Source organism: Vibrio sp. 1580 (assembly GCF_033340055.1).
The window spans coordinates 199,504-225,688 of sequence record NZ_JAWOVT010000006.1 but is presented as its reverse complement, the minus strand read 5'-3'; the positions used below and the strand labels follow the sequence as shown (position 1 = coordinate 225,688).

At 46.3% G+C, this 26,185-nt stretch carries 21 protein-coding genes; 7 read left to right on the top strand and 14 right to left on the bottom strand.

The window, feature by feature from the left end:
• The first annotated feature begins 57 nt into the window (after window positions 1–57).
• Both bioH and R7093_RS12025 read left to right on the top strand, forming a co-directional pair.
• Window positions 58–825, top strand: a complete 768-nt coding sequence (gene bioH, locus R7093_RS12030; protein WP_005384724.1) for a pimeloyl-ACP methyl ester esterase BioH — start codon at window positions 58–60, stop codon at window positions 823–825.
• Between the two features lie 124 nt (window positions 826–949).
• Window positions 950–1,414 carry a hypothetical protein gene (locus tag R7093_RS12025; protein WP_005379316.1) on the top strand — a complete coding sequence of 155 codons (465 nt, stop codon included), beginning with the start codon at window positions 950–952 and terminating at the stop codon, window positions 1,412–1,414.
• Window positions 1,415–1,518: 104 nt separating this feature from the next.
• On the opposite strand, the gene R7093_RS12020 is transcribed toward R7093_RS12025, so the two are convergent.
• Window positions 1,519–3,840, bottom strand: a complete 2,322-nt coding sequence (locus tag R7093_RS12020) for a Tex family protein (protein WP_176311231.1) — start codon at window positions 3,838–3,840, stop codon at window positions 1,519–1,521.
• A 229-nt stretch (window positions 3,841–4,069) separates the two neighbouring features.
• On the opposite strand from R7093_RS12020, the gene R7093_RS12015 reads away from it, so the two are divergent.
• The 5 genes from R7093_RS12015 (at window position 4,070) to envZ (ending at window position 9,304) form a co-directional block, all read left to right on the top strand.
• Complete coding sequence (locus R7093_RS12015; protein WP_104979934.1) at window positions 4,070–5,950, top strand: ATP-dependent zinc protease; 1,881 nt, start codon at window positions 4,070–4,072, stop codon at window positions 5,948–5,950.
• 117 nt (window positions 5,951–6,067) lie between these two features.
• Window positions 6,068–6,559, top strand: coding sequence for a transcription elongation factor GreB (gene greB / locus R7093_RS12010; RefSeq protein ID WP_176311232.1), 492 nt, complete (start codon window positions 6,068–6,070; stop codon window positions 6,557–6,559).
• Between the two features lie 105 nt (window positions 6,560–6,664).
• The gene (locus tag R7093_RS12005) at window positions 6,665–7,060 is read left to right on the top strand and encodes a DUF1090 domain-containing protein (RefSeq protein ID WP_171343037.1); all 396 of its coding nucleotides are present in this window, start codon (window positions 6,665–6,667) and stop codon (window positions 7,058–7,060) included.
• Between the two features lie 129 nt (window positions 7,061–7,189).
• Window positions 7,190–7,909, top strand: a complete 720-nt coding sequence (ompR, locus tag R7093_RS12000; RefSeq protein WP_005379333.1) for a two-component system response regulator OmpR — start codon at window positions 7,190–7,192, stop codon at window positions 7,907–7,909.
• Window positions 7,910–8,011: 102 nt separating this feature from the next.
• Entirely contained in the window at window positions 8,012–9,304 is a 1,293-nt protein-coding gene (gene envZ, locus R7093_RS11995; RefSeq protein ID WP_017635003.1) for a two-component system sensor histidine kinase EnvZ, read from the top strand.
• A 72-nt stretch (window positions 9,305–9,376) separates the two neighbouring features.
• On the opposite strand, the gene R7093_RS11990 is transcribed toward envZ, so the two are convergent.
• From R7093_RS11990 to R7093_RS11930, 13 genes are all read right to left on the bottom strand, one after another.
• Window positions 9,377–10,765 (bottom strand): uracil-xanthine permease family protein, encoded by a 1,389-nt coding sequence (locus tag R7093_RS11990; RefSeq protein ID WP_033905917.1) that lies wholly within the window; start codon window positions 10,763–10,765, stop codon window positions 9,377–9,379.
• Between the two features lie 232 nt (window positions 10,766–10,997).
• Window positions 10,998–13,079 carry an ATP-dependent DNA helicase RecG gene (gene recG / locus R7093_RS11985; RefSeq protein ID WP_033905919.1) on the bottom strand — a complete coding sequence of 694 codons (2,082 nt, stop codon included), beginning with the start codon at window positions 13,077–13,079 and terminating at the stop codon, window positions 10,998–11,000.
• 253 nt (window positions 13,080–13,332) lie between these two features.
• Complete coding sequence (trmH, locus tag R7093_RS11980) at window positions 13,333–14,016, bottom strand: tRNA (guanosine(18)-2'-O)-methyltransferase TrmH (RefSeq protein ID WP_017635001.1); 684 nt, start codon at window positions 14,014–14,016, stop codon at window positions 13,333–13,335.
• A 52-nt stretch (window positions 14,017–14,068) separates the two neighbouring features.
• Window positions 14,069–16,189, bottom strand: coding sequence for a bifunctional GTP diphosphokinase/guanosine-3',5'-bis pyrophosphate 3'-pyrophosphohydrolase (gene spoT, locus R7093_RS11975; RefSeq protein ID WP_005379340.1), 2,121 nt, complete (start codon window positions 16,187–16,189; stop codon window positions 14,069–14,071).
• 39 nt (window positions 16,190–16,228) lie between these two features.
• Window positions 16,229–16,501 (bottom strand): DNA-directed RNA polymerase subunit omega, encoded by a 273-nt coding sequence (gene rpoZ, locus R7093_RS11970; RefSeq protein ID WP_005379346.1) that lies wholly within the window; start codon window positions 16,499–16,501, stop codon window positions 16,229–16,231.
• Between the two features lie 181 nt (window positions 16,502–16,682).
• Entirely contained in the window at window positions 16,683–17,306 is a 624-nt protein-coding gene (gene gmk / locus R7093_RS11965; protein WP_005379347.1) for a guanylate kinase, read from the bottom strand.
• A 448-nt stretch (window positions 17,307–17,754) separates the two neighbouring features.
• Window positions 17,755–18,978 carry a tetratricopeptide repeat protein gene (locus R7093_RS11960; RefSeq protein ID WP_047103757.1) on the bottom strand — a complete coding sequence of 408 codons (1,224 nt, stop codon included), beginning with the start codon at window positions 18,976–18,978 and terminating at the stop codon, window positions 17,755–17,757.
• 9 nt (window positions 18,979–18,987) lie between these two features.
• Entirely contained in the window at window positions 18,988–19,620 is a 633-nt protein-coding gene (locus R7093_RS11955) for an energy transducer TonB (protein WP_005379353.1), read from the bottom strand.
• A 4-nt stretch (window positions 19,621–19,624) separates the two neighbouring features.
• Window positions 19,625–20,032 (bottom strand): ExbD/TolR family protein, encoded by a 408-nt coding sequence (locus R7093_RS11950; RefSeq protein ID WP_005379359.1) that lies wholly within the window; start codon window positions 20,030–20,032, stop codon window positions 19,625–19,627.
• A 25-nt stretch (window positions 20,033–20,057) separates the two neighbouring features.
• Entirely contained in the window at window positions 20,058–20,585 is a 528-nt protein-coding gene (locus tag R7093_RS11945) for a MotA/TolQ/ExbB proton channel family protein (protein ID WP_047103760.1), read from the bottom strand.
• Between the two features lie 9 nt (window positions 20,586–20,594).
• Window positions 20,595–21,956: a MotA/TolQ/ExbB proton channel family protein gene (locus R7093_RS11940; protein WP_017634999.1), complete on the bottom strand. Its 1,362-nt coding sequence runs from the start codon at window positions 21,954–21,956 to the stop codon at window positions 20,595–20,597.
• Window positions 21,957–21,959: 3 nt separating this feature from the next.
• The gene (locus R7093_RS11935) at window positions 21,960–22,724 is read right to left on the bottom strand and encodes a DUF3450 domain-containing protein (RefSeq protein WP_047103763.1); all 765 of its coding nucleotides are present in this window, start codon (window positions 22,722–22,724) and stop codon (window positions 21,960–21,962) included.
• A 65-nt stretch (window positions 22,725–22,789) separates the two neighbouring features.
• On the bottom strand, window positions 22,790–25,390 hold the full coding sequence (locus tag R7093_RS11930; protein WP_047103765.1) for a TonB-dependent receptor plug domain-containing protein: 2,601 nt from the start codon (window positions 25,388–25,390) through the stop codon (window positions 22,790–22,792).
• Window positions 25,391–26,185: the final 795 nt, after the last annotated feature.

Below are 26,185 nucleotides of genomic sequence, written 5' to 3'. Positions count from 1 at the left end.
CAGCCTAACGCTTGGCTGAAGCCGTAGGGAATAAAATAAGTGGGAGAGATTGAGAGCATGAGCACGAAATTACACTGGCAGTCATTTGGTCAGGGACCAGATTTGGTGTTACTTCATGGGTGGGGCATGAATGGTGCGGTATGGCAGCAGACAGTCGAGTCTCTTCAACCTTATTTCCGAGTTCATGTGGTTGACCTTCCGGGGTACGGACATAGCGCCGAATCTCATGCTGAAGATTTAGACCATATTGCTAACTTGGTGGTGCAAGGTGCGCCAGAGAAAGCGATTTGGCTTGGTTGGTCCCTCGGAGGTTTAGTGGCGACGCATGTGGCATTAAATATGCCCGAGCGCGTGGCTAAGTTGATTACGGTTGCCAGCTCACCTAAATTTGCCGCAGAAAAACCGTGGCGTGGCATTCAACCGAATGTACTGAGTGCGTTCACCTCTCAGTTGCTAGAAGATTTCTCACTGACCATTGAGCGCTTTATGGCGTTGCAAGCGATGGGCAGCCCATCAGCGCGTAAAGACGTTAAACAGCTCAAGCAAGCGGTACTATCGCGCCCTCAGCCAAACCCTGAATCGCTGTTGGTTGGGCTAAACATCCTTGCTGATGTGGATCTGCGCGATGCGTTGACGTCTCTTTCTGTTCCAATGTTGCGTCTTTATGGCCGTTTAGATGGGTTGGTGCCAATTAAAGTAGCTAATGATTTAAGTGAACAGTTGCCTCATACCCAGCAGTTTGTTTTTAATCAGTCCTCTCATGCGCCTTTTATCACCGAACATGACGAATTTTGTGTTCAAATCCGAGAGTTTGCTCACGATTGAGCAAGTACGAGCGGAAATACCTCAAGTTGTTTAAAAAGTGGTCGATATAAAGGCTGGTGAGGTTTTATTAGCCAATAAAGCTAAGCCATATTGACGAGTTGGGCGACTCTGAGGAGGGTTCGCAATGATTGTGTCACCGACCAACGTAAGTGTGCCACTGATCGCCCCATCCGTGAATGTGCAGACGGAACAAGCAGCTCGCGACAATAAAGTCCGAGAGCCTGTAACGCCAACGGTCGCATTGGCCAAAACCAATGCAGAGCGAAAAGTAAAAGGTGATGACAAGCGCCGACGTCAGTCTTCTTGGGATCCTTCAGAGCATCCTGATTATGATATGGAAACGGAAGTCGACACGCGTTATCAAGAAGAGCCGGAAGATACACTAGAACGGCTTTTTAGTTTGCTTGCGCTCAAATCGTATAGTGAAGACCAGGGGAAAGGCTACGCGATCCGCTTTCGCTTACCAAAGCGCATTTTGGATGCTGCGATCAATGAAGGATTAATGGAAAAGCGCAGGAAGGTGATCAAGTTTCATTATGGTCATGCAGTCGCTCCCCATACCCCGTCAGAAGTGATAGCAGTATTATGACGACTCAATATCCTACTCAAACAAAAACGCTCCAAGCAGGTTGACTGATTGGAGCGTTTTCTTTTTAGTTATGAAAGCTCGTTAGCGGTGAAGCCTAGGTAAGGTTACTTTTTCGCTTTAGCAAACGCTGCAGCAAACGCACCGCCCATCGCGCTGTTCGATGACGAATCATCACGGCGAGGCTGACGACGCTGCGGTTGGTCATTACGACGTGGCGCTGCTGATGAGCGTTGGCTGCGGTTGTCTTGACCCGGTTCGTCGTTCATACGCATCGATAGACCAATACGCTTACGCTGCACGTCAACTTCCATCACTTTCACTTTGACGATGTCGCCCGCTTTCACCACTTCACGTGGGTCAGACACATAACGATCTGTCAGTGCAGAAATATGCACAAGACCATCTTGGTGAACGCCGATATCAACGAAGGCACCGAAGTTGGCTACGTTAGACACCACGCCTTCTAGAATCATGCCCGGTTCCAAGTCAGATACCGAGTTTACACCTTCTGCAAACGTCGCCGTTTTGAATTCTGGACGTGGGTCACGACCCGGCTTATCCAGCTCTTTGATGATGTCTGTAATGGTTGGAACGCCAAAGTTATCGTCGGTGTAATCGACCGCATGCAGACCTTTAAGGAAGCTTGAATCACCAATCAGTGCTTTGATATCTTTGTTGTTCTTCTCAGAAATCGCTTTGACTACTGGGTACGCTTCTGGGTGAACCGCAGACGCATCAAGTGGGTTCTTACCATCCATAATACGCAGGAAGCCCGCACACTGCTCGAATGCCTTAGGACCCAAGCGAGGTACTTTTTTCAAGGTTGTACGAGCTTCGAAACGACCGTTTTCATCGCGGAAGTCGACAATGTTTTGCGCGATAGTGCTCGACAAGCCTGCTACGCGTGTTAATAGTGCGGCAGAAGCGGTGTTCACATCAACACCAACCGCGTTTACACAGTCTTCCACAATCGCATCTAGGCGTTTTGCTAACATAGATTGGCTTACATCGTGCTGGTATTGACCCACACCAATAGATTTCGGATCAATTTTCACGAGTTCAGCCAATGGATCTTGCAAACGACGTGCAATCGACACTGCACCACGCAGTGATACGTCCATATTCGGGAACTCTTTTGCTGCAAGCTCAGACGCTGAGTAAACCGATGCACCCGCTTCACTTACGATGATCTTCTGAACTTTCAGGTTGCCACGTTTGATGACGTCTGCGACAAAGCTGTCGGTTTCACGTGAAGCCGTACCGTTACCAATCGCAATCAAAGCCACGTTGTACTTACGCACCAACTGATCAACGATTTGTGCTGACTTGTCGTATTGTTTTTGTGGTGGGTGAGGGTAGATGGTTTCGGTTGCAAGCACTTTACCTGTTGAGTCGACAACCGCGATTTTTGAACCTGTACGCAGACCCGGATCGAGACCAAGTGTTGCACGAGGGCCAGCCGGTGCTGCCATCAACAAGTCTTTTAGGTTAGTGGCGAATACTTCAATCGCTTCGATTTCAGCGCGCTCTTTCATTGCGCCCATTAGCTCGGTTTCCATGTGCATCGATACTTTGATGCGCCATGCCCAGCTGATCACTTGCTTACGCCAGGTATCCGCAGGTGCGCTGCTAAGTGTCACGCCATAATGGTCAGCGATAATCGTTTCGCAGTAAGACTGACGAGCGCCTTCTTCCTGTTCTGGATCAGCATTCATTGCCAATGTCAGGAAGCCTTCGTTACGGCCACGCAACATCGCCAGTGCTCGATGCGATGGCACTTTGCTTAGGGGCTCGTTGTGGTTGAAGTAATCTTTAAACTTCTCGCCTTCTTGCTCTTTGCCTTCAACGACTCGTGAGACCAGTTCCGCATTGCGATTTAAGTGGTTGCGAATTTTTTCCAGTAAGTTTGCGTCTTCTGCGATGCGCTCCATGATGATCGCGCGAGCGCCATCCAATGCAGCTTTGGTGTCTGCGATGCCTTTGTCTGCATCAAGGTATTTGCTTGCTTCGCTTTCTGGCTCGGTTTGTGGGTGATTCCAAAGCTGATCTGCGAGCGGCTCAAGACCAGCTTCAATCGCGATCTGACCTTTCGTACGACGCTTTGGTTTGTAAGGTAGGTATAAGTCTTCAAGACGAGTTTTACTGTCTGCCTGCGCGATCTCTTGTTCTAGCTCTGGCGTCAGTTTGCCTTGCTCTTGGATTGATTTGAGGATGGTTTGACGGCGATCATCCATTTCACGAAGGTAAGACAGACGGCTGTCCAAAGTACGCAGCTGGGTATCATCAAGGCCCCCCGTCACCTCTTTGCGGTAACGTGCAATAAAAGGGACGGTGTTGCCATCATCAATTAGGGTGACAGCGGCGTTGACTTGCTCTGGGCGAACATTCAGTTCTTGAGCAATCATGCGACAGATAGCTTGGCTCATCCGTGTTTTCTCTTTTAATTCGGTTTTGGTTGTATAGAACATTGGGGTCGTTCGAAGAATTTGCAATGTTTTAAATTAACGAGGCAAAAATTTACCGGGCGCTGGTGGACATCAGTCAGATTTATGTCAAAACTGTAATTAAATTGAGAACTTATATCCGCAGTTATCGACTAACCTAATTCCACGGTTGTTGATATCACTAAATGTACCTCGGCTTATACGGATAATCATGATGAAAAAAATGTCTTTGGCGTTAGCGCTTACGAGTGCCTTACTTGTCGCCCCGCTTAGTTGGGCGCAGTCTATCTCAGGAACCACACAAGCTCCCGTTTATCAGCTCGATAACAAATTGGTACTAGGGCGTGTGGAGAGCGTCTATTACAGTGATATTCCGGAACTAAAAGCGGTGCCATTTATTGGCAAGATTGATACTGGTGCAGATACGACATCGATGCATGCGGAGAATATCCATGTCAGTAGCTCACACCCAGATTACCAAGATTTGAAAGATAACGAGTTACTTTGGGCGATTGTCGATGACTTAGGTGGTACGAAGGCCAAGTGGGACGCCGACAGCTTTAAGCCATATCAAGTAAAGGTTAGCTTTACGGTTCCTCACCCTTATACAGGGAAGGAAATACAGATTACCGATGATCTGGAAAGAGTGAGCGCGATTCGCAGTCGAACAAGCAAAAAGCCCATCCTACGCCCGACAATAAAAATGCCGATGACAATCGCTGGTCACACCGTTGATACGGAAGTGAACCTGACCAAGCGTACGCAATTCTCTTCTCCTATCTTGATTGGTAAAACTTATCTCGATGATAACGCATGGGTCTTCGCTGGTTACGATTATCTTCAAGAACAGCCAAGCGCAAAAATGATTGGCAAAAAAGAGACGGTTGAAGTCGAAGGTGTGCCATATAAGATCAGCATTTCAACTTCTAGCCGTTATACCAACGTCCATGCACTGGACATCAAGGTAGACAAAAAGCATAACGAAGTCTCTTTTATGTTAGAGGGCGAGAATGGCAAGCGTCATCCAATGACATTACCCTTGGTACGAATGCTGAAAACGACCAAAAGCGAGCGTCCTTTAGTCTATTTACCCGTCAAAGTCGGCGAAAACGAAACTCAACGTTGGTTGGTGTATCTGCGTGATCGCAGTAAGTTCAGTTCGCAAATTCGCTTAGGTCGGGACGTTGCGAGTCAGCACTTTGTTATTGATACGGACAGAGAAAATCTATTGGGTGGCGTAGAAAAAACGTTCAAAAGCGCACTCAAATCAAAACCTCTTGTCGTTTCACCAGAAGAACAGGTCACCATTGATGGTTATACCGTCCCTGCTTACCCCACTTTTACTGTGAAAACGCCATTACTGCGTGTAAATGGGTTTGAAGTAACAGAAAAAGGTAAGGATGAATCCGTCACGTTTTATTTAATGAACGATGAGGGGAAAGAAGAAAAAATCACCAAACCAGTGTTGAAAAAGCTCAAGGTTGGCAGCGCGGTTCGCCCTGTTGTCGAAGGAGACTTTCTTCTCGGTAGAAAAGACACATCAATGAAGTTTGCGCTCGATGTGCTTGATGAGGGTGACACTCAACCCTTTTTCGTCTTTGGTCATGACATAGCCAAGGGTGGTGTGTTGCTGAACACTCGCGCAGACCATCTACTAGATGCAAGGCCACTTTTCAAAGCTGGCCATATCGAAGTGGCTGAGGTTGAGGGGATGTCTTTCCCTGTGAAGTTAGACACGGGTGCAGATGTAAGCTCAATCAATGCTAAGAACATCAAGCAGTTTAAGAAAGACGGCAAAGACATGGTGAGCTTTACCTATGAGAACGATCTTGGCATGAAACAGGCGTTTACCAAGCCTGTTGTTGATGTCATGCGTATTAAAGCTAAGAAAGGTGAGAAAGCGAACGTACGCCCTGTGGTTGAAATGCATGTTAAGCTTGGCGAATTAGAGAAGAAGATCCGAGTCAACTTACAGGACCGAGGTCGCTTCCATTACAGCATGATTTTAGGTAAAAACTTCCTAAAACATGGCGCGGTTGTTTCGAGTGATACGAATTACATCGTGACGCAAAAACCGGATTACGAAAAGTAACACTCTGGCCGCCTTATCACCTTGATACCCAAAGCCTGAACAACATTGGATCTTTGGGTATATCATCTCCTTAATGCTGCCAAAGAGCAGCATTTTTTAGTTGAGATAGGAGTTAATTTGAAAACTAAGCTGATTACACGAGAAGGTTACAACAAACTCAAACAAGAGCATGATTACCTTTGGAATGAAAAGCGCCCGGAAATCACCAAGATCGTCACTTGGGCGGCGAGCCTGGGCGATCGCTCAGAAAATGCGGATTACACCTTCAATAAACGTTTACTCCGTCAGATCGACCGTCGTGTCCGCTTCCTTCGTAAATTCCTGCCAGAAGTCACGATCGTTGACTATTCTCCGCAACAAGAAGGCAAAGTCTTTTTTGGTGCATGGGTGGAAATAGAAAATGAGGTAGGAGAAGTGAAAAAGTTTCGTATTGTCGGGCCTGAAGAGATTTATGGCGATGCGAAAGACTACATCTCTATCGATTCACCTATGGCGCGAGCGATGTTGAAAAAACAAGTGGATGAAGAGTTCACGGTACGCACCCCAGAAGGTGAAAAAGAGTGGTTCATCAACTCAATTGAATACACTCAACCGGCCTCGGAAGACTGAGGCTTTATCACCGATTCAAGTCTCATGAAGTTCACTAGAAGTGACTTGGGTCTCAACGTCAGAATATTTGGTATAAAGGCATGGTGCCTTTCTCGGAGAAGTAAAATGAACAAAGCAGTCATGTGTAGTGCTGCACTAACAATAGGTTTCTCACTTTCAGTTTTTGCTCAAGATGAAGTGAAAGGCTGTGACGCTAAAGAGTTAGCGGTAGAGCAGCAGCTTGAGTATGCAAAAGCGCAAGGTAATGAGCATCGCATTAAAGGCTTGGAGCAAGCACTTTCCGCTATCCAGAATGAATGCTCGGAAGGTGAGCTGCGCCAAGAGCTGCAAGCAGAAGTGGAAGAAAAGATTAAAGAAGTTGAGGAGCGAGAGGAAGAATTAGTCGAAGCTCAGCATTCAGGTAAAGCAGACAAAATTGAGAAAAAACGTCACAAGTTGGCGGAGGCACAGCAAGAGCTGCTTGAGGCCAAACGTGAACTGGAATGGAATTATGGTCAATAGTAGGTGCTGAAAATACCTGCTAGAGAGAGAATAAAGCGCTTAAGATAAAAAGAGTAACAATTTGCTTGAGCACGTTAGGAAAAACAGTGATACATTTTCGACAATAGACGCTTCTGAAAGGATGTTTCAATGCAAGAAAATCATAAAATTTTAGTGGTTGATGACGATGCTCGTTTACGTGCTCTATTGGAGCGTTACCTTTCTGAGCAAGGTTTTCAGGTACGAAGTGTCGCCAATGGCGAACAGATGGATCGCCTACTAACGCGCGAAAACTTTCACTTAATGGTGCTGGACCTAATGTTGCCAGGTGAAGACGGTTTGTCAATTTGTCGTCGTCTACGCCACGCGAACAATATGTTGCCAATCTTAATGCTCACCGCGAAAGGTGATGAAGTGGACCGCATCGTAGGTCTTGAGGTAGGGGCGGATGATTATTTGCCAAAACCGTTTAACCCACGCGAATTATTGGCTCGCATCAAGGCCGTATTACGCCGCCAAACTGTAGAGTTGCCGGGTGCACCAAGCACGGAAGAAAAAGTGGTGGAGTTCGGGGAGTTCCGACTCAATCTAGGCACTCGCGAGATGTTCCGCGGTGACGAGGCAATGCCACTCACCTCTGGAGAGTTTGCTGTTCTAAAGGCGCTCGTGATGAATGCACGTGAGCCAATGTCACGAGACAAATTGATGAACATGGCGCGTGGCCGTGAATATTCTGCAATGGAACGTTCTATTGACGTACAAATCTCACGTTTACGTCGCATGTTAGAAGACGATCCGAGCAAGCCGCGCTACATTCAAACCGTATGGGGCCTAGGTTATGTTTTCGTCCCAGACGGCAAAGAGGTGTAACCTCTTCACTCCATAGCCAGCACTTGGCTATAGCAACTTCAGCCTTCATTACCTTCCCTTTGAAGGCTGAAATTTCGCGATTAGGACCACTAGGAACGTTCCATGCGCATCCGAAGTTCACTGACACAATCTATTCTGCTGTTCATCTCTTTGCTTCTCGCGAGCCAAGTTTTCTCTTACTACGCCGTTTTTAACTACGCGTTGATGCCGAGTTTGCAGCAGTTCAATAAAATTCTCGCCCATGAGCTCAATTTGGTGCTTGATGATGAAGGACCTTTAAAGTCTGATGCACCATTAAGGCGTCAATTATTGGAAAGACTAGGGGTGACGGTTCACAGCCTTGACAGCGATAAAGCGGTTGAATTTCATCACGCGATGTCGATTGATTTGATGTCTGAAGAAATGAGCCAAGAGCTAGGTTCGCCCACCGAAGTGCGCTTATTGCTTGGCGATGAAAGTTACATCTTGTGGATGCACATCGAAAAGTTGCCGAACTCCATCATTCGTATTCCTTTATCTGAGCTGCAAGAAGAAGATTTTGCACCGCTGTTTCGTAACAGCTTGATTATGGCGCTGCTGATCATTGCTGGTGGTTGGTTGTTTATTCGTTTGCAAAACCGTCCACTTTTGGCTTTAGAGAGAGCCGCGAAAGACGTCGGTCGAGGTGAGATCCCGCCCCCCTTAGCAGAGAAAGGCGCATCGGAGATTCGCTCTGTAACTCGAGCCTTTAATCAAATGTCGAAAGGTATTCAAGAGCTAGAAGAAGACCGAGCCTTATTAATGGCGGGGATTAGCCATGACTTACGAACGCCTCTGACGCGTATTCGCCTAGCGACAGAAATGATGTCTCCTGAGGACAGCTATCTTGCGGAGGGGATCATTAGCGATACGGAAGAATGTAATGAGATCATCAGTCAGTTTATGGATTATCTCAAACCGGTGAACCAAGAATCGTTTGAAGCGGTTGATATCAGTACGATTGCCAGTGACGTCGCCAGTTCTGAAGGTGGTTATGAGGTTGAAATTGAAACAGATCTTAATCTTAACTTGCCGCCAGCCAAAGGAAGCGCGATTGCGATTAAGCGGGCGATCAGTAACTTAGTTGTGAATGCGCTACGTTATGGTAATGGCTGGGTCAAAATCAGCACTGGTGTGACAGCAGATAAGCAGCTAGTGTGGATTTCAGTAGAGGACAACGGACCGGGTATCGAGCATTCTCAAATCGCGAGGTTATTTGAACCCTTTACGCGTGGTGACACCGCTCGCGGTAGTGAAGGCACTGGGCTAGGGTTGGCGATTGTGAAGCGTATAATCAGCCAACATTCAGGCTCTGTGGTGATGCGTAATCGCAGTGAAGGCGGTTTAATCGCTCAAATCAGCTTTCCTACCAAGTAAGTCGATGGCCCGCACCCTTTAAAACAAAAAGCCCAACCTAATTAGGTTGGGCTTTTCTTATTCTCAATAATCTTAAGACTCTTTCACTTCCTGAGGAAGTTCATCTTCGTCTTCCAGTTTCTCTGGCAGAAGTAGATTTAAAATGATCGCTGTGATGCCACCTGCTGCAACACCAGTTGAGAAAATACTCTTAATAAATTCTGGCATAAATTGCAGGATCTCTGGTTTTTGTGCGATACCAAGTCCCATTGAGAAGGATAAGGCCATGATCAGAATTGCGCGGCGATCGAGCTCAACACGAGAGATAATACGCACACCAGCGGCAGCAATCGTACCAAACATGACAATCGTTGCGCCGCCAAGTACTGGCTCAGGAATCAGCTGAACAAAGCTAGCGACACCTGGGAACAAGCCAAGAATCACTAACATGCCAGAAATAAAGTAACCCACGTAGCGGCTCGCGACTCCTGTTAGCATGATGATGCCGTTATTCTGGCTAAACGTTGAGTTCGGGAAGCTGTTGAAAACGGCTGCGATTGCGGAGTTTAAGCCGTCTGCTAACACACCGCCCTTAATGCGTTCCATGTACACTGGGCCTTTTACTGGCTCACCAGACACTTCAGATGTTGCGGTAATATCACCGATGGCCTCTAGTGCGGTAATAAAGAAAATCAGTACCAGCGGAATGAACAGAGACCAGTCAAACGATAAGCCATATTGCATTGGTACGGGCAGTGCTACGATCTCAGTTGCGCCTAGCTGAGAAGTATCTACCATCCCCATAAAATACGCCATGATGTAACCCACTAGCATCGCAATCACGATTGAAGCCACACGGATGTATGGGTTTTTCGAGCGGTTTAAAATCACAATTAATCCAAGTACCGTCCCAGCCAGAGCAAGTTTGTCTAAGCTGCCGAAGGTTCCTTCATTTAATGCTGCGTAGCCACCGCCCATTGATACTAAGCCGACTTGAATCAGTGTGAGACCGATAAGAGTGACGACGATGCCTGAAACGAGCGGAGTGATGATTCGGCGGGCATGCTCCAATACGCGAGATAGGAAAATTTCTGCAAATGATGCGACTAAAATCGTACCAAAAATGGCAGCCATCATGGTGCTGATGTCTGCTCCACCGGCTTTCAGCGATAGGCCTGCTCCAATAATAGGACCTAAAAAGTTAAAGCTGGTGCCTTGAACAGAGAGCAAACCAGAGCCAATTGGGCCAACGGTGCGAATTTGAATAAACGAAGACACGCCTGACGCAAATAAAGACATGCTGATGATGGTGTTCGTTTGGTCTGCAGGTACACCCAAAGACTGACAGATGATCAGTGACGGAGTGATAACCGCGACGAACATCGCCAATAAGTGCTGAAGTGCGGCAAAAATGGTTTGAGGCAAAGGTGGTCGATCGTTGAGTTGATAGACCAGTTCCGAAGATCGGTTTGAAGTTGTCATTGTTTGTCTCGCTAGTCGCAATATTTCCCTAGTTCTCGCTGAATGGGAGAGCAGGGTGGAGTTGACGTCGTTACCTGTGATTGCTGTTAATCAGAGTCAACTCAGGTTGGTGGAGTGTGATCTAACACACTTAAAAATTTGTGCGCGATTATAGAGAGATTTACTCAAAAAGCAAACGTTTGCTTTGTTTTTGGCGTATTAAAAAACGAGCCATTTGGCTCGCTTTCAATCATTACGCTTTGGAGTAAATATCCCGCTCACCCAACCAGCGATCGATAATTGCTGTTGCGTTAGTCGGGTAATTGTCATGAATATGACGCGCAATACGCTGAACTTCGGGAATCAGGCGTTGATCTCGAACTAAGTCTGCGATTTTGAAATCAGCAAGACCTGTCTGCTTTGTACCCAATAGTTCTCCAGGGCCACGAATTTCTAGGTCTTTCTGCGCAATGACGAAGCCATCGTTACTTTCACGTAGTACTCCGAGACGTTTTTGCGCGGTTTTTGACAGCGGAGAGTGGTACAGCAGCACACAATGGCTAGCAACGGAACCTCGGCCCACGCGACCTCTTAACTGGTGTAATTGTGCCAAACCAAGACGTTCAGGGTTTTCTATGATCATCAAGCTAGAGTTTGGCACATCCACACCAACTTCAATCACTGTCGTTGCGACCAGCAAATGCAGTTTATTGTCTTTGAAATCTTGCATCACCGCTTGTTTCTCTGCCGGCTTCATTCGTCCGTGTACTAGACCAATTTTTACGTCCGGTAGCTTACGTTGAAGCTCTTCTGCGGTATCTGCCGCGGCTTGCGCTTCTAATACTTCCGACTCATCAATCAGGGTACACACCCAATATGCCTGCTTGCCTTCGTTTAAGCAGGCATTTCGGACACGTTCGACGATATCATTGCGTTTGGTGTCTGGAATCGCGACAGTCTGGATTGGTGTTCGACCTGGCGGTAACTCGTCAATCACCGACGTTTCTAAGTCAGCATAAGCAGTCATGGCTAACGTTCGCGGAATCGGCGTTGCTGTCATGATGAGCTGATGTGGATAAGCGCCTTGTTTTGCACCTTTTTCACGCAATTCTAATCGCTGATGGACACCGAAGCGGTGCTGTTCATCAATGATGACCAAAGCAAGGTGATGAAATTCAACGTGCTCTTGGAATAGCGCGTGAGTACCCACTACCATTTGCGCTTCACCACTGGCAATACGAGCCAGCTCGGCTTCCTTTGCCTTACCTTTGAGTTTGCCCGCTAACCAACCGACTTGAATGCCCATTCTCTCAAACCAGTTTGCGAAGTTGATAGCGTGTTGCTCGGCCAATAGTTCGGTTGGCGCCATGAGTGCCACCTGATGGCCATGCTCAATGGCTCTAACAGCGGCCAAGGCGGCAACCAATGTTTTCCCCGAACCAACATCGCCTTGCACTAATCGCATCATTGGGTGCGGTTTTTCTAGATCGGCTTCAATCTCTTGTACGACTCGGGTTTGAGCGTTTGTAGGAGAGAAAGGCAGTTGGGCTAAAAGCTGCGTTTTTAGTTTATTACAAGGACCGAGAGGTAGCGCTGAATCCTTCTGACCTTTGCTACGCACCGCCAGCATCGATAAGTTTTGTGCGAGCAATTCTTCCATGATCAAGCGGATTTGGGCAGGATGTTTGCCTTCGTCAAACTCATCTAAATTAATGGTTGGTGGTGGGCGATGAATGGTGTGCAGTGCTTGCGACATCGTGATTTGATGGTCATACAACCCCGCTGGAAGTAATTCCTGCACTGCGGTTTTATCAAGCAGGGCTAAAGCTTGTTCGGTAAGGTTGCGCAATGTGATTTGACGCAATCCATCGGTGGTGGGATAAACAGGGGTTAAGCTCTGTTCTACATCGGGCTTTTGCTCGCTGACGTAAAACTTGTAGTCAGGATGAACAATTTCCAAACCCATGCCACCGCGCTTAATTTCACCGTAAGCATGTACTAACTTACCTTGCGTGAAATTGTTCTTCATGGCTGCGGTAAAGTTGAAAAAGCGCAGCGTGATAGTGCCATTACCGTCGCTGATTTTTACCGTTAGCATTTTGCGCTTACCGAAGATGGTGTCGACTGCCATGACCTTACCTTGCACGGCCGCCCAAAGGCCAGCATGCAGTTTGGCAATAGGGTAAATACGAGTACGATCTTCGTAGCGTAACGGAAGGTGAAACAGCAAATCTTGAACGCTATGTAAGCCAACTTTGGCGAGTTTTTCTGCGACTTTCGCGCCAACTCCAGAAAGGGAGGTTAATGGGACGCCAGATAACATTTGGGCGGACATAGAGGGCTCAAGAAAATGGTTAACATAGCAGTATGTTAACCATGGAGCTGTGTTTTTGTACAGGGAAAAATAGTCATGCTTTAGTTAGTGTCATGATTTGACTGATAACCTATCATTCCGAGGAGCTTTAGCGACATCAGGATTCTATTTTCAACAAGTATGTCGCTGAAGTTAACACTATCAGCATCTGTATATTTGAGAATTAGATCCTGAACCACGCTCCTTCGCCGCCGTTCAGGATGACGAAAGTCTGTTACTTGCTTTGCATCTCTTGCCACCACGCGTCATCGGCGATGATTTGACCTTCTTCATCGAGTGGTGGGTAAACAAGCCCTTTTCGTTTCGCGACTTTTGCCAGAACAGGGTGACCACGTTCAAAGAGAATACGGTTGATTGTCTCTTTAGGCAGAGCGCTTTCTTCTCGGTCGTACATACCTGCGGCTTCACGTTGACGTTGCGCTTCATACAAAATTACGGCACTGGCAACCGATACGTTTAGTGACTGCACCATACCCACCATCGGGATAATAATGTCTTGATCGGCAAGCTGTTTGGCTTGCTCCGAAGCGCCAACTTTTTCACTGCCTAAAATGATTGCCGTTGGTCTGGTGTAGTCGATCTCGCGAAAATCGACGGCGGTGTCCGAAAGATTGGTCACCAAAACCTGCATACCTTGCGCTTTGAGTTCGGTAATCGCAGTTTCAATCGAATCGTGAGTATCCACTTCAACCCAGTTACGCGCGCCAGCTGAGGTATGGCTCAGCGTACGCATTTTGTCTGGCCAAATTGCGTGAACTTTGTGTAAGCCTGTCGCGTCAGCGGTGCGGATCACGGCAGAGACGTTGTTTGGCTTATGTACTTCTTCGAGACAAAGTGTCAGATCAGTTTGGCGAGTTTTTAGGACTTGGTGAATACGGTTGTAACGTTCTAGGTTCATATTTATTGAGGTATAAAAAATCGCCACCTAACAGAGTAGGTGGCGATAGAGGTTAGTTCTTTCTGCGTCTGACTCGGGTTGCTTGAGGCATTGCCTTAATCTTACGCATGATACCAGCAAGGTGGACACGATCTTTCGTCGTCAACAGCACAGTCACAGTGTACAAACGACCATCACGTTCTTCCGTTGAAAGGCCATGAATGTTTGATCCTGTTTTCGAGATCACGTTGGTCAGTTCTGCAAGAGCACCTTGGTTGTTAAGCATGTCGACTTTAAGTTCAGCAATGAACTCTTTATCGTAGTCTTCAGACCAAGCGACAGCCATATAACGGTCTGGCTCTTTCTGATAACCACGAACGTTCGGACATGTTTCTCGGTGAACAACCAAACCACGACCAGGCGATACGTGAGCAATAATGTGATCATCTGGGATAGGATGACAACAATTTGCAAACGTCAGCAATAAGCCTTCTGCGCCACGAATCGGAAGCTTCTTCTTCGAGTCCGTTGGGATTGAACTTGTTGTCGTGAGCTCTTCGGTGTCACCAAGGAGACGACGTGCGATCACAATGCTCATCAACTCACCCAATCCAATAGCAGCCAATAAATCATCGATGCTTTCTAGGCGAAGATCATTCAAGACTTCTTGGATATTTTCTGGATAAATTGAATCAATCGAGTGACGGCCAAGTGCGTGATTAAGTAGGCGACGACCTAAAGTAATCGACTCTTCACGACGCATCGTTTTCAGTACTTGTCGAATCTTAGTGCGGGCACGAGAAGTCACGACATAGTTTAGCCATGCCGCATTCGGACGCGCACCAGGGGCACTGATAATTTCCACCGTCTGACCGTTTTTCAATGCCTTACTCAATGGGTAAGGGTTACGATCAACACGAGCACCAACACAAGAGTTGCCTACATCGGTATGTACGGCATAGGCAAAGTCGACAGCCGTTGCGCCTAAAGGTAATTCAACGATACGACCTTTTGGTGTGAAGACGTAAATCTCATCTGGGAAAAGATCGGATTTTACGTTTTCAATGAATTCGAATGAGTTACCCGCGCTTTGTTGTAGCTCTAACAGGCTTTGCATCCAACGCTGAGCTTTCACTTGCGCAGTGGTGCCAGACTTGTCGCCTTTGTCTTTGTAAGACCAGTGTGCCGCGACACCTTTGTCCGCCATTTGATCCATATCTTCAGTACGGATCTGAACTTCAACAGGTACGCCGTGTGGGCCAACCATGGAAGTGTGTAGCGATTGATAGCCGTTCGCCTTTGGTACCGCGATGTAATCTTTCATGCGACCAGGACGTGGCTTATACAAGCTGTGTACTTGGCCTAAAACGCGATAACAAGTATCAGCGGTATCAACAACGACTCGGAACGCATAGATATCCATGATGGTGTGAAAGCGCTGTTCTTTGGTTTTCATCTTGTTATAGATAGAGAACAGGTTTTTCTCACGACCAACGACGCGAGCATTCAAGCCAAAATCTTGCAGACGGCCTTCTATTTCGCTGTGAATGCGTTGGATCATCTCTTTACGGTTACCACGTGCGGCTTTAACCACTTCTTTCAGTACGCGGTAGCGGTTGGGATATAGCGCCTCAAAGCCCAACTCTTCGAGTTCGGTTTTGATATTGTGAATACCAAGACGATGAGCGAGGGGTGCGTAAATTTCTAACGTTTCACGAGCGATACGACGCTTTTTATCTGGTCGAAGCGCGCCAAGCGTACGCATGTTGTGCGTGCGGTCAGCCAGTTTGATCAGAATGACGCGGATATCTTGCACCATGGCCAGAACCATCTTACGAAAGTTCTCAGCCTGAGCCTCTTTCCTATCGCGGAATTTGAGTTTGTCCAGTTTAGATACACCATCAACCAATTCTGCGACAGTGTTGCCGAATTTCTCTTCGAGATCTTCTTTAGTTACATCACAGTCTTCAATGACGTCATGCAGCAAAGCAGCTTGGAGGGTTTCGATATCAAGGCGCATTTCGGCCAAGATACGAGCCACTGCGACAGGGTGGATGATGTATGGTTCACCGCTAGAGCGGGTTTGCCCTTCATGGGCATCTCTCGCTACCACATAAGATTGACGCAGAGCCTCAATCTGAGGCTCTGTTAGGTATTCTTGGGCAACGTCTTTGAGGCTATCGAATAGATACAAATTATAGGCCCGGGAGGTTGTTGAATTCTAAAGTCAGAATTAACGGTTGTGAGCGATGCTGCTTACTGCCGCTAGCTCTGCCGCTTCTTGCTCTTGCTGTTCTTGACGTTCACGAGCGTCTAGAACTTCTTTAGTAATTAAACCTTCTTCGATTTCGCGTAGAGCGATAACCGTTGGCTTATCGTTCTCTTCTGGCACTAGTGCATCTTTACCGCCAGTTTGCATTTGACGAGCGCGGCGAGCCGCAATCAGTACTAGGTCGAAACGGTTGCCAACTTTTTCAACAGCGTCTTGAACAGTTACGCGTGCCATGAGGACTCCAAATAGTTAACTAAAATTTTAGAATGACGAGAAAGTATACAACCTAACTACTTTATTTACTAGCAATTAGACAAGCCACCGTTTGTGGACTTTCTCAGGTAGTTTATTGTGTTTTTCGCACTGGGCAAAAAACGGGAAATTCTTTATGTTTTACAGCGTGACTTTTTTGAAGTTACTCTGCTAACAACGCGTCAAGCATACCTTTATATTTAGCAGCTTGCTTTTCTTCCTTCAATCTTTCAGCACGCAAGATAGCTTTAAAATCCATCAAAGCGGTATCAAAATCGTCGTTTACGATCACGTAGTCGTACTCGTTGTAATGAGAGATTTCCGACTTGGCTTCAGCCATACGCTTTGCGATCACTTCATCGCTATCTTGACCACGAGTGTTCAAGCGACGCTCTAACTCACCGTTTGATGGTGGCAGGATGAAGATGCTTTTGGCTTCTGGCATTTGTTCACGGATTTGGCGTGCGCCTTGCCAGTCGATATCTAGAAAAACGTCGATACCTTTATTTAGTGTTTCTTCAATCCATACACGAGATGTGCCGTAATAATTACCAAACACTTCTGCGTATTCTAGGAAGTCACCTTTAGCGATCAGGGCTTCAAACTCATCTTTCGCTACAAAATGGTAGTGGACACCATTTTCTTCACCAGGTCGCATGTTGCGCGTGGTGTGAGACACAGACACTTTCATTGCGTAGGTTGGGTTGCGTTCCAACATCGCTGAGATCAAGCTAGATTTACCTGCGCCGCTAGGTGCAGATACGATATAGAGAGTACCTTTGCCCATTGTACTGTTCCACTTTTGATTGGATTGATTGAGTGCCGAAGGAAAGTTCGACATTCTTATAACGATAGCACTGGCATGGAGAAATCAACCACCAAAGGGGTGGATATTGGTGATAATCCCGCCAGAAAAATGGAGGCGAAGAGTATCATGATCTCTATTTTGTTACCAGTTGATCTTTCTGTCTGTGATCGTCCCAGATGAAATAGTTACTTACGGCAGAGTGTTCCTAAACAGCGAAGAAGGAGCGTGGTACAGGACTTACCATCCGCGCACTCTGTTATTAAAACCATTTCTACAACCGTTTAGTGTGCTGATTTTAGGTTTAGAGTCCCGATTTGGCTTGCGTGAGTGACTCTGGTTAAAAATAGGGGTTAATAAAGATAAAACGGAAAAAAGGGGAAGCTTTCACTTCCCCAGGCGTGCGACTGACTCACACTTAATCTTCGAATTATCCTTGAGACTCTAGGAAATTTATCCAAGGGCTAACAGTTGACCTGAATTTTGGCGATTGAGCAGCGCCTTTCATTGCCTGCAAGGCCTTTTGTGGTTGCTTAAGCTCGAAATAGGCCATCCCGCGAATGTATTCAAGTTCTGCCTTTTGCTCTTTAGAGGCACTGGATGCCGCGCTTTCTACAAAACGAGTTGCTTCAGAATACTGCTTGTCTTGTATCATTAAGCGAGCAATCTGAATTTGCGTTTTAGCAGAAGGAGCGAGGTTATATGACTTTTTATAAGCGAGAATTGATTTATCTAGCTCTTTAGCTTGCTGCCAGAAACTGGCTAGGCGGTCATAGTTTTCCTTCGTCTTTTCAATGTTTCCAGCTGCCATTTCCTTTTCAAGAGTTTTGGCTGCTTTATATGGAATACCTTGATAAGCCAAGAAGTTTACAAAGCGTAAATATTCCTTCTCTCCTTCTAGTTTCCCCATTTTGTAAACCATTTCTAGGGTGGCTAGAGAGTTGCGTTCTTGACCTAGCTCCATGTAGACACCAGAAAGTTGCATCCAGTAACGCTTTTTCTGAGGGTACTTTGAAGTCAGAGTTTTGAGTACACTGGCAACGCTTTTCAGCTGGCCTAACTCGTAGTGAGATGCAACGAGAATTAAGTACCAAGACTCACTTGGGCTCTTGCTCATCGCGATGGCTTTTTTGGTTGGTGGGATTGCATTTCTGTAATCTTCCAACTGAACATAAGCGCTCGCTAACGTGATATAAGCATGAGCTTGAGGCTTCTCTTTGGTTGTTTCTGCAACCTTGAACCATTCCTTCATCGTTTTTACAGACAACGTATACTTTTCTTCAGCTAGGTAAAGCTGAGCCAAGCTGTAGCGAACTTGTTGAGCAACAGGAACGGGAAGTGCGTCGAGCTGTAATGCTTCGGCAAAGTATTTTGCTGCTTGCACATAATTGTCTTGTAGCGAATACAAAAAGCCAGTCTGCTGAAGTAAAACTGCTCGGTCGTATTTTTTCGAACTTGTGCTTTCTAAAGCGCTTGCTAGTTTTTCTTTTGCTGCTGAATATTTTTCAGTTGCGATCAACTCTTGCACTTTGTTAACGGTTCGAAATGTCCGATCTGATAACTGAGGAGCTTCTTTTGCCATCGTAGGAGCGGCCATTGCCACTCCTGCGAAGAGAATTAAAGAAGCCACTTTGCTTTTCCATAAACTTTTCATCGTGACTCCTTAATTGGTTGAGAACTCTATTTCTTGCGATAGGCGCGAGCTAACAGGTTTCCCGTCAACCAATTTTGGTTTAAATGTCCATTTAGAGACTGTTTTTCTTGCCGCTCGACCGAGGCCTAAGCGTCGTGGTTGCTCTTTAAGAACTTTGATGTCCTCTACGGCACCACGTGCGTTTACAGTAAACTCTAATAAGACGACCCCTTTTTCTATTCCTGCTTTCGCAGCCTTCCTAGGCATTTGAGGTTGGAATGTCGCTAGAGGTGTTGGACCTCCGCTACCCGCGAGTTGCGCACCTCCACCCTGGCTATAATGTCCAAGCACCGAACCACCTGTAACATTTACGGGTAGGTCAAGCTTTGGCATATCCATTGGGGTCTGCTCCATCACCGGTTTTACTGTCGCTGTCACTTTCATTTCTGGCGGCGGCGGCGGACGCTTAGGCGGTGGTGGCTTTGGAAGTTCGCGTTTTTTCTCCTGTATTTTTTCGTCTGGTTTAATGCGAATAAACTCGACCATACGCAGGTCATCATTCGACACTAACTCGTGGCGCTCTTTGTTTACTAGCTTGTCCATCCCCCAGAACAACCCGAGGGAGACAATGAGCGCCAGTGCAATTGAGGCCAGATACCGCATAAGCTTAATCCTTATTGGTTGCGGCAATGGAGATGCTTTCTACACCTGCCATTTTGATCTGGTCCATAACCTTCACGACTACGCCAGCATTTGCTTCAGTGTCGGCTTGGATAACAACTGCGCCATCAGGGCTTTCTGCACGAAGACGTTCAATATTCGCGCGAACCGCGTCCACTTCGATGCGGCGTTTATCAACCCAAACATCACCCGCCGCACCAACTGCGACCATGATGTTACCTTTTTTCACGGTTTGCGCAGAGCTTGCTGTCGGGCGGTTTACTTCTAGACCAGCTTCTTTGACGAACGATGTTGTTACGATAAAGAAGATCAACATGATGAATACGATGTCGAGCATCGGTGTCATATCGATAGCGGTTTCATCACTGCTATCACTGCTATAGCGTCTTTTCATGACCTATACCTCTAATTCCATTTACTCAGGCAATATGCTTTAGCTTATCTTCCAGCTTTTGCGTTGTGACTTTGGCTAAATGATCAAGACGTGAACTAAAGAACAGTCCTGATAGAGAAGCCACCATCCCGGCTAAAGTTGGGATTGTTGCCTTTGAGATCCCCGAGGCCATTGCTCGAGGGCTTCCTGTTCCTGTTACCGCTAAGATGTCGAATACTTGGATCATGCCAACAACGGTGCCGAGCAAACCCAGTAAGGGACAAAGCGCAATCAATACTTTCACGATTGGCAGGCCCTTTTTATTCTCAATGTCCTGACGAGAAACAATTTCTTGTCGGATCATCTTAGCGTTCCAGCTCTGGTGCTCTGAGCGCTCCTGCCATGAGCCAACGGCTTTTTTCATGGCTTTTGGAGCGACGGCAGCAAAATAGAACCAACGTTCTAACAATACTGCCCACAGCATAAAGCTGAGGATGAAGATGGCGACGAGTACATCGCCACCCATTCCCAAGAAGCGCCTAATTGATTCAAGTTCTCCAACTAACCACCACATAACGCCTCCTTAGCTTTCGGCTTTATGTAGTTTTTCCTGATAGCGAGCGATGAAGCCTGCACTCTGTTCTTCAAGAGTTTGAACCAAACGACGACCTTTACTGTGTACGATGGTGTAAAGGAACAGCAATGGAATTGCGACAACCAGACCTAGCATGGTTGTAACAAGAGCTTCAGAGATACCGCCAGCCATTAGCTTAGGATCACCTGTACCAAATAGTGTGATTGCTTGGAACGTACCGATCATACCCATAACCGTACCCAGTAGACCTAGAAGTGGTGCTACAGAAGCGAACAGTTTGATTGAGCTGATAAAGCGTTCAATGCTCGGTGCGTTACGTAGGATGATTTCGTCCAGTTTCGCTTCAAGATCTTCAAGGTTGTCACCTTTGTGCTCTTGGTAAGCCTGGATAACTTCACCCAGAGGGTTACCAGGAATCACGGTTTCTGATTTCGCTTGCTTACGCATTTTACCGCCAATCACTTGAAGGCGTAGGAAGCAAACTAGAGCAATGATAGCGCCAACTGCACCCATACCAAGGATGACGTAACCTACAATGCCACCTTGATCAATACGTTCTTGAACGGTAGGGCTTTGTACAAGTAGAGACAGAATTACACCACGGGATGGGTCAATAAACAGTGGCTCATAGCTGTTTGACGCTGACTCAAAGCCCGCAACATGACGTGTAATATTGGTGCGAGGCTGTCGAGAGAGTTCTTCGAACTTACCTGTTTGAGGTACATAAGTAACGTACTTACCATCGGCAATCGCGTTAAATTCACCGACAAGAGTAACATCGCGAACCGCTTCTTTACCTTCGCCATAAACAACCGTTGCTTGGGTTGTTGCTGTCTCGCCTGAGGCAACCACTTGTTGAAGAATGGTATGCCAGAATGCTTCTAGCTCTTGTGTTGATGGCAGTTCTTTACTTTCAGCCAGTTTCGTTAGTAGAGCGTCACGCTCTGGGAACTGAACTGCGTTTTGAGAGGCTGCAAATAAGCCTTTAAACTCGCCCGCATATTGGCGGACCACACCAAACATTTCGCCCAAAGTACCAGAGCGAACACGTAAGGTTTCTGTTAGTTCAGTCAGCTGCTTATCGTTTTCATCAAATGTCGCTTTAAGTTGATCGCCCAGTGCTTGCTGTGAAGCTAGCTCTTCACGAGCCTGTTGCAATAATGCTGCTTGCTTATCTCGGTTGTTCTTGAACTCAGCTTCACGGGCTTTGTTCTCTTTTGACTCAACGATGCTTTCTGATTTTACGTTTTTGAGTAGTTCAGATAGGTTTTTAGGCGTTTCTGCTTGTACGCCTGAAGCCATAAATAAGCTCGCTAGTAGACCAGCGGCTAGAGTTTTGAATCCTTTCATCTCTTATTCCTCCCCAGCATATACAGGCAATTTGATTAGCGCTGGTGGCGCTTGCTTCTTCGCGATACGAAGGCCTTGCTGTACCGCTATGCGGTAGCTTTCCGGTAATGTTTCCCATTGACGTGTTTGTTGGTTCCACATACCTGTCTCACCACCGTCTGGAGATTGGAATAAAAGCGCCGTGCGACCAATACGTAGGAAATCGTAAGTCACGGTTTCCCCATTTCTATCTAGGCTAGCTTTGTAAGATTCAATTGAGCGAGAGAAGCCTTCTTCAATTTGGTAGGCTTCCATCACTTTACGGAATTTCTCAGAAGTCGTTACGTCGGCGCGATCCATGAGACGACGCAGTTCTTGGACACGTTTATTACGTTCTTTTTTCTGGAAAGGCAGATCGAGAGTCACAAACTCATCGAGTGCATCGATCATTTTAAGTGTTAGTGGCACTACTTCTGTTGCCGTTTGATCGATCTGAGCAATTTGGTTATTTAATGAGTCCAATTCACTTTGCTGTGATTGAACCATACGGTTAATTTGCTCGTTGTAGACTTTCATGCTGTCGATTTGACGTAGTAAGCCTTTGTATTCTGCCAACATGCCTTCAGTACTTTCGGCATAATTGTCGATTTTTTGTTGCGAAGCTTCTGAAGATTGATTTGCTTTTGCTTGTGTGGAAACGACAGCACCAGAGTTGGCCGCTATAGAGCTACTACTGATAGTAAGCAATGCTGCAGCTATGGCACTGAGACCAAATTCCTTGAATTTCATGGTTGCATCCTTGTCAGTGTTTTAGTCAGTCGAAAAGGGCGCGGAAAACCCGCGCCAAATATTTTTTAGAAGTCGTATGATGCCTCGACGTATAGTTGACGTCCGATTGGATCGTCATACCCAGTTGCATAGAATGGAGAGGTATCGCTTAGAGGATCTGCAGGCGGTACTTTGTCAAACATGTTGATAGCACCAAGAGTTACACGACCACTCTCGTTGAATTGGTAAGAAGCCGTTAGGTTCCACGTTGTCATACTAGCGATTTCTGCTTTGTAACCCGCTTTTTTAGCAGAATCACAGTCATCAAAGTAGTAACGGTTTGCGTAGCTTGAACACATACGGTCGCGGTATTTACCAAATAGGTTGATAGCGACATCTTCATATGCCCAGCCAAGATTTAACGTTGCGGTGTATTCAGGCATGAAATCTCTTTCATCCGTTACAGGCTCGCTGTCGTTTTCTTGATATTCAGCAATCAAGATCTTCGTTACAGCAACACGCGTGTTAAATGAGCCGAACTCATTAGTGTCGTATGCGTATTTGATCGCTAGGTCAATACCAGAACGCTCTTCATACGACTGGTTCACTGGACCATAGGATACCGACTTGATGGTGCCATCTGGGTTACGAACGACTTCAGTACCTGGGTATTTACCTGGATCGTTAATTACGTCTTGGTAAGTTGGTGCTGTTACGACGTCTTCCATCTTGATGTGGTACCAGTCAACGGTTACACCAAGATCATCCACAGGCTCCCACGCTAGACCCAAGTTAATGTTTGTACTTGTTTCTTCTTTCAGCTCTGAGTTAGGTCCATTAAGCGTATCGAAGTACTGAGTATCACACTCTGGGTACTTGTCTTTATCTTGTGGGCCGCTACCACCAGCGTTGGCACAAAGCACAGGGTCAAAACCAGAACCAAAGCCTCGAGTTTGATCACCAAATAGTCGCTTCAAGTCTGGAGCTCGGAAGCCTAGACCGTAGCTACCACGTAGCAATAGGGTGTCAGTAGGACGGTATGCTAGGGCTACTTTAGGAGTGAATGCGCCACCAGTTGCCGAGTCGTCGAAGTAGTGGTCGTAACGACCAGCGACAGTCATTTCTAAATCTTCAATGATAGGAATAAGAGCTTCAACACCAAGACCAATCTGATCACGGTCACCGCCGCCTGATGTTCCACCTAGGCCAGAGAAACCACCAGCTGCTGTTGTAGCATCAATCGTCTCATTGTAGTCAGTACGGTTCCATTCACCATAAACAGCAAAGCCAGACATACCTGCAGGAAGTTCAACCAAATCACCAGCCAGTGAGCCGTTAACAGAGTAAAGCTTTGAGTAGGCTTCTTTGCTTGAAGTGCCGCTGTATTTGTCTACAACGTCTTGAGAGATAGGCCCTAGAAGATCGACATCACCATTTTGTACAGCTTGGTCGAGAGTTAGGAAGATTGCTGGGTTGCTTGTTTCAACGCTTTGCTCAGAGTAACCAGCGGATAGGTCCCAATCATACGTATCAGCAAGCAGGCCGTTCAAGCCTAAGGTTAAGCCAAAAGAATCGGCTTCAGTGTTACTTTCGCGTGGTCCAAATTCGACCATACGGCGAGTGTATTCGCCTTCGCCACGGAAGTGAGTGGCATCAACTTCAACGCTGTAAGGGTTAGGTTCGAATTCAGATTCTGTAGACTTGTAGCCAAAACGGGCTTCTGCCATGGCAGTGACATTGTCGTTAATGTCCATTTCACCACGTAAAAGTAGGTCTACTTGTTTGTTTTCTGGTTTTAATGTTCGGTATGCAGAACGGTTAACACCACACTTTCCATCCGCTCGTTCAATCGCGGCATCACCAACGACTTCTTTACATGAAGAACCAGCATCAGCAGGTGTTAGAAGTGTTCCGTTGGCGCCTTCAAAGTTTGCACCGTAGCTAGAGTAGCCACTTAGCTGAGAACGGCTAGAACCGTCATCGCCAGCCCAATCATCTCGGTCAGATTGCTTTAGCATTTCGTTGCCCGCAAATTGGCCAACGAAGAGAATACGCTTGTCGTCAAAGTTTTTGCCAGCTACAACGTCTAAACGACCATTTTGGTAACCACCATCCGTCGCGTCACCCGCGCGTACTTTTACAGAAACGCCATCAAAGTCTTTCTTTAAAATGAAGTTTACGACACCACCGATTGCGTCGGATCCGTAGATAGCAGAACCTGAGTCGGTCATTACTTCAACACGCTCAATGGCGGCGACAGGGATTTGGCCGATATCTTGGAAGTTAGATGTACCATTTTGTGCTAGCGGGTATTGAGGAAGACGACGGCCATCAATAAGAATCAATGTGCGTGACGCGCCAAGGCCACGTAAGTTGACTGACTGCGCTGCTGGTGTAAACGAGAAAGAGTCTGTTTGAGCCATTACACCACCTGTGTTTTGGGTCAAACTGTTCAATACGTCTTGCGCGCTGTTAAAGCCTTTAGACTCAATGTCTTTACTATTAATAACAGTAACTGGTGAAGGACCTTCCATATCCGTCGTGGAGATACGCGAACCAGTAACTTTCATCTTTTGAAGTTTTTCAACTTGCTGCTCTTCTGCCAGTGCTGTTGCTGGGGCTGCAACTGCTGCTGTCCCCAAAGCAAGGCTTATCGCAACAGATAAAGCGGTTGTGTTTTTATACATCCTTGTTGCTCCGATTATTATTATTTCCTATGTCTGGCCGCATAGCGGCCAAATGTGACGTTAATATTTCGTTAACGTTCGGCCAATGTATAACCGAGATGAAAAAAGGAAGTCAAACCAGTGGTAAACGGGGATGCTTAAATGTAAAAAAGATGTAAATAACCAGGCTTTGTTTAAAAGGCGGAATAAAAAACCGAATAAGGTTTATGCATCGAGATTAAATTTCAATAAAACACCGTATTTTGTGTTTCTTATAAACTTTAATGACTTATCTTGCCTATGGTTTTTTAGTGGGTAATTGAATCTGGAAAAAGATATTTTTCCAGTGAATTGTTCTGAGATGAGTTTTATATCGAATCCATACTTTGTTAGCTCGAACTTATTAGGTGGTATCAAAATATGATACCCATTGCTGTTAAAGGGCTCACTCGTATTTTTAGGTCAAATATAACCTTGGATTATGTGTCTATTTATGTGTGTAGGGTGCATTTTTATGTAGGGTTTTGGCTCTAAACAGCCTAGATTGATATTCTGTATGAATTATTTTTGTGGTTTTTTATAATTTTTTACAAAAACATTTCTGTTTTTCGACATCGAAGGAAGTTTGTCATGTTTTGGTTTCAAACACTTGAAGCTGATGTGGATTCAAGATAAATATGACGCTGAAATTATTGCAGTAGTAGAAAAGTCTAGCTCTTGAGGCGCAGGGAGTGTGCTTCAACAGTTTTAGTTACTACGAGATAAATATGCACCATTTTGGGCGGAAAATATCCTCTTTCACTCCGTTTGAACTGG

What these genes read in the sequence shown, in the direction of transcription:
- bioH (WP_005384724.1), top strand. Translation starts at nt 58, where the DNA reads ATGAGCACGAAATTACACTGGCAGTCATTTGGTCAGGGACCAGATTTG.
- R7093_RS12025 (WP_005379316.1), top strand. Translation starts at nt 950, where the DNA reads ATGATTGTGTCACCGACCAACGTAAGTGTGCCACTGATCGCCCCATCC.
- R7093_RS12020 (WP_176311231.1), bottom strand. Translation starts at nt 3,840, where the DNA reads ATGAGCCAAGCTATCTGTCGCATGATTGCTCAAGAACTGAATGTTCGC.
- R7093_RS12015 (WP_104979934.1), top strand. Translation starts at nt 4,070, where the DNA reads ATGATGAAAAAAATGTCTTTGGCGTTAGCGCTTACGAGTGCCTTACTT.
- R7093_RS12005 (WP_171343037.1), top strand. Translation starts at nt 6,665, where the DNA reads ATGAACAAAGCAGTCATGTGTAGTGCTGCACTAACAATAGGTTTCTCA.
- ompR (WP_005379333.1), top strand. Translation starts at nt 7,190, where the DNA reads ATGCAAGAAAATCATAAAATTTTAGTGGTTGATGACGATGCTCGTTTA.
- envZ (WP_017635003.1), top strand. Translation starts at nt 8,012, where the DNA reads ATGCGCATCCGAAGTTCACTGACACAATCTATTCTGCTGTTCATCTCT.
- R7093_RS11990 (WP_033905917.1), bottom strand. Translation starts at nt 10,765, where the DNA reads ATGACAACTTCAAACCGATCTTCGGAACTGGTCTATCAACTCAACGAT.
- recG (WP_033905919.1), bottom strand. Translation starts at nt 13,079, where the DNA reads ATGTCCGCCCAAATGTTATCTGGCGTCCCATTAACCTCCCTTTCTGGA.
- trmH (WP_017635001.1), bottom strand. Translation starts at nt 14,016, where the DNA reads ATGAACCTAGAACGTTACAACCGTATTCACCAAGTCCTAAAAACTCGC.
- rpoZ (WP_005379346.1), bottom strand. Translation starts at nt 16,501, where the DNA reads ATGGCACGCGTAACTGTTCAAGACGCTGTTGAAAAAGTTGGCAACCGT.
- gmk (WP_005379347.1), bottom strand. Translation starts at nt 17,306, where the DNA reads ATGGGCAAAGGTACTCTCTATATCGTATCTGCACCTAGCGGCGCAGGT.
- R7093_RS11960 (WP_047103757.1), bottom strand. Translation starts at nt 18,978, where the DNA reads ATGAAAAGTTTATGGAAAAGCAAAGTGGCTTCTTTAATTCTCTTCGCA.
- R7093_RS11955 (WP_005379353.1), bottom strand. Translation starts at nt 19,620, where the DNA reads ATGCGGTATCTGGCCTCAATTGCACTGGCGCTCATTGTCTCCCTCGGG.
- R7093_RS11950 (WP_005379359.1), bottom strand. Translation starts at nt 20,032, where the DNA reads ATGAAAAGACGCTATAGCAGTGATAGCAGTGATGAAACCGCTATCGAT.
- R7093_RS11945 (WP_047103760.1), bottom strand. Translation starts at nt 20,585, where the DNA reads ATGTGGTGGTTAGTTGGAGAACTTGAATCAATTAGGCGCTTCTTGGGA.
- R7093_RS11940 (WP_017634999.1), bottom strand. Translation starts at nt 21,956, where the DNA reads ATGAAAGGATTCAAAACTCTAGCCGCTGGTCTACTAGCGAGCTTATTT.
- R7093_RS11935 (WP_047103763.1), bottom strand. Translation starts at nt 22,724, where the DNA reads ATGAAATTCAAGGAATTTGGTCTCAGTGCCATAGCTGCAGCATTGCTT.
- R7093_RS11930 (WP_047103765.1), bottom strand. Translation starts at nt 25,390, where the DNA reads ATGTATAAAAACACAACCGCTTTATCTGTTGCGATAAGCCTTGCTTTG.